This is a genomic window from Kitasatospora sp. NPDC059088 (assembly GCF_042738155.1).
Classification (GTDB): Bacteria; Actinomycetota; Actinomycetes; order Streptomycetales; family Streptomycetaceae; genus Kitasatospora.
Map to the genome: position 1 here is coordinate 1 of NZ_JBHYGR010000264.1, position 3,651 is coordinate 3,651.

Annotated in this window: 2 protein-coding genes; both read left to right on the forward strand. The window is 75.3% G+C overall.

The window, feature by feature from the left end; translation table 11 throughout:
* A partial coding sequence (locus ACFWXO_RS45055; protein ID WP_375897325.1) for a BTAD domain-containing putative transcriptional regulator occupies window positions 1–241 on the forward strand: 241 nt, incomplete at its 5' end.
* Window positions 242–673: 432 nt separating this feature from the next.
* Window positions 674–3,651: beta-ketoacyl synthase N-terminal-like domain-containing protein (locus ACFWXO_RS45060; protein ID WP_380532994.1), on the forward strand; the 2,978-nt coding region annotated here is incomplete at its 3' end.

The window sequence follows — 3,651 nt, forward strand, 5'->3', positions numbered from 1 at the left end:
GGACTACTCGGTGGTCGCCGCCGAACTACCGGCGCTCACCTCGCGATTCCCGACCCGGGAGCGGTTCAGCTGGCTGCTGATGAAGGCCCTGTACCGGTCCGGTCGGCGGGCCGACGCGATCGACGCGTACCACCGGACCCGACGGACCCTGGCGGACGAGTACGGCGTGGACCCGGGCGCCGAGTTGCAGGAGCTGTTCGGCTCGATCCTGCGCGGCGACCCCGTCGCGGGCTGCGCATGAGCACGCCGCGACGATAGGCCCCCGACAACGGCCCGGGGGGGGGGGGGGGCGCGGCGCCCCCCCCCCCCCCCCCCCCCCGCGCCCCCCCCCCCCCCCACACCCCCCCCCCCCCCCCCGGGTCCGCATTTTCGCCACCTCGATGACATGCTCATGCAATTTCGCTTGCCTTGCAGGCAACTCACGCTCGCGACCCGGGTTCCGCCCGCACTCCAAGGCTCCTCCAAGTGGACTCCAAGTCGACTCCAAGTCACTGCCAAGATCATCCTGGCAGGCTCTCGGTCAACCGAGCCGCTGGATCGAGATGAGGCGTCGGCAGCCCTCTCGCCCGAGCCGCTGGGTGGACAGCGACCGCACGCATGCGGCACGCGCAGTAGCCGTCCGCTCCGCCGGACCGGCGAGCACATCAGGACCACGAGGAAAGCCGAGTAGCCAGTGCCGCAGACGAGTTGTGAGCACGACCCGGTCGCCGTCGTCGGGCTGTCCGGCCCGACGCCCGGAGCCGACAGCGACCAGCAGGGCTACGACGGCCCTGACGGCGGCCCCGCGTTCTTCGGGCTTCCGGCCGCCCTGGCCGCCGAACTCGGCGCCGCGGACTGGAGGTTGTCGGAGCTCGCCTGGAGCGCGCTGGAGGACGCCGGGATCCTCCCCGCCTCGCTGCGCGGAAGCCGAACCGGTGTCTTCCTCGCACCGTCGTCGCAGGACCGATCGGCGCAGCAGTCACCGCAGCACTCGCCGGAGCGCCTTGCCGCCGTACTGGGCCTCCACGGTCCGCAGGCCGCTCCCGGACCGTCGGAAGCACCGGTGCAGGCCGCCGTCGCGCTCGCCGCGGAGGCGCTGCGCCGCGGGGAGTGCGACCTCGCCCTCGCCGGCGACGGCGGCACGGTCCTCGCCGTGCTCCGGCGGCTGCCCGACGCGCGACGCGACGGCGCCCGGGTCCTGGGTGTGGTCGCCTGCGGCCGACCCGCGTCCGGCCCGGGTGTCCTCGAACTGCTCGGCGCCGTACCGGCCGATCCCCCGGCAGCCCCCGGGGCACGGCCCGCCGCCCGGCCGCTCCTCGTCACGGAGCGCACACCCCTGGTCCTCTCCGCCCGCAGCGACGCCGCCCTGCGGGCCCAGGCGCAGGCGCTCCGCGAGCGGCTGGCGGCCGACCCGGGCCTCCGGCTCGCCGACGTCGGCCACTCGCTGTCCACCACCAGGACGGCGTTCGAGCAGCGCGCCGTCCTGGTCGCCGAGAACCGCGTGGACGCCCTGCACGGACTGCGGGCCGTCGCCGAGGGCGGGTTCGCGCCGTCACTCGTCCGCGGGACGGCGGACACCGGGCGCGGAGTCGTCTTCGTCTTCCCGGGCCAGGGCACGCAGTGGCGGGGCATGGCCCTCGACCTGCTGGAGTCCTCGGAGCTCTTCCGGGACCACATGAAGGCCTGTGAGGACGCCCTCGCACCGTACGTCCCGTGGTCGCTGGCCGACGTGCTGCGCGAGGCCCCCGGCGCCCCCGCCCCGGTGGCGGTGGACGTCGTCCAACCCGTCCTGTTCGCCGTGATGGTCTCGCTCGCGGCGCTGTGGCGCGCCGCCGGCGTGGCACCGGCCGCCGTGGTGGGCGCCAGCCTGGGCGAGATCGCGGCCGCCCACGTCGCCGGTGCACTCACCCTGGAGGAGGCCGCCCAGGTCGTGGCGCTGTGGAGCCGGTCGCAGGCCGCCGCAGCCGGACAGGGCGATCTGGCCTCCGTCCTGCTGCCCCGCGAACAGCTGGCGCCACGGCTCGCCCGATGGCAGGGCCGACTCGTCGTCGCCGGGACCAACGGCCCGCGATCCACCCTGTTCTCCGGTGACCGGGGGGCCGTGGACGAGCTGCTGGCCGAACTGGCAGCCGAGGGGGTGCGGGCACGACGTCTGAGCAACGGACTCGCCGCACACTCCCCCGCACTCGGCCTCGACCGCGACGGCATCCTCGACGGCCTCGCCGCGATCCGCCCGCGCAGCTCCGCCGTACCGTTCTACTCCTCCTCGACCGGCGGGCTCCTGGACACCGCGGCCCTGGACGCCGCGTACTGGCTGCGGAACATCACCAGCGAGATCCGCTTCGAGGACGCCACCCGCGCGCTGCTGGCCCACGGGCACCGGCTCTTCCTGGAGGTGAGCCCGCACCCCGGCCTCCTCGGCGGCCTCCAGGAGACCCTGGACGACGAGGGCCTGACGGGCGGCGCCGTCGTCGTCGGCACCCTGCGCCGCGACCAGGGCGGGGCGGACCGGTTCCTCAGCTCGATGGCCGAACTGCACGTCCGAGGGGCCGCACCGGACTGGGCGGCCGCCCTCGGCGGATCCGGCGCACAGCGGGTCCCGCTGCCGACGTACCCGTTCCGCGCCGCCCGCCCGGACACCGCACGACCGGACACCGCCCGCGCGGGCGCCGTCGACGCGACCGCCGACCGGGCCCGCACCGCACCACAGGACTGGGTCCGTGACCTCGTCCGCGCCGAGATCACCGCGCTGTGCGGCCACGCGGCGGCCGCCACCCCCGAGGACCGGCCGCTCCGGGACCTCGGGTTCGACTCCGCCATGGCCGTCGAGCTGCGCAACCGGCTCATGGCGGCGACCGGTCTGGCCCTGCCCCTCACCCTGCTCTTCGACCACCCGACGCCGAAGGCCCTGAACCGCCACCTGCTCGCCCGGCTCACCGGAGAGGACGACGCCCCGGAGGCGGAGGCGACCGCCGACGGACAGCCGCCGGCCGTCGGCCACGACGCGGCCGGCGAGCAGGAGCCGATCGCGATCGTCGCGATGGCCTGCCGGTTCCCCGGCGAGGTCCGCAGCCCCGAACAGCTCTGGCGGCTCGTGGCGGACGGCCGCGACGCCGTCTCCTCGTTCCCCGACAACCGGGGCTGGGAGCTGGACTCGCTGTACGACCCCGACCCGTCCCGCAGCGGCCACACGTACACCCGTCAGGGCGGCTTCCTGCACGACGCCGACCGGTTCGACGCCGCCTTCTTCGGGATCAGCCCGCGCGAGGCGCTGGCGATGGACCCGCAGCAGCGGCTGCTGCTGGAGAGCTCCTGGGAGGCGTTCGAGCGGGCCGGCATCGCGCCGGAGTCCCTGCGCGGCAGCCGGACCGGCGTGTACGTCGGCGCGATGACCCAGGACTACGGGGCCCGCATGCACGAGGCGAGCGACCTCGTCGAAGGGCACGTCCTGACCGGCACCACCGTGAGCGTCCTGTCCGGCCGGCTGTCGTACGTATTCGGCCTGGAGGGCCCGGCGATCACGGTGGACACCGCGTGCTCCTCCTCGCTGGTCGCACTCCACCTGGCCTGCCAGTCACTGCGCAGGGGCGAGTGCTCGACCGCCCTCGCCGGCGGCGCGGCGGTCATGGCCGCCCCCGGCATGTTCGTCGAGTTCAGCCGCCAACGCGGCCT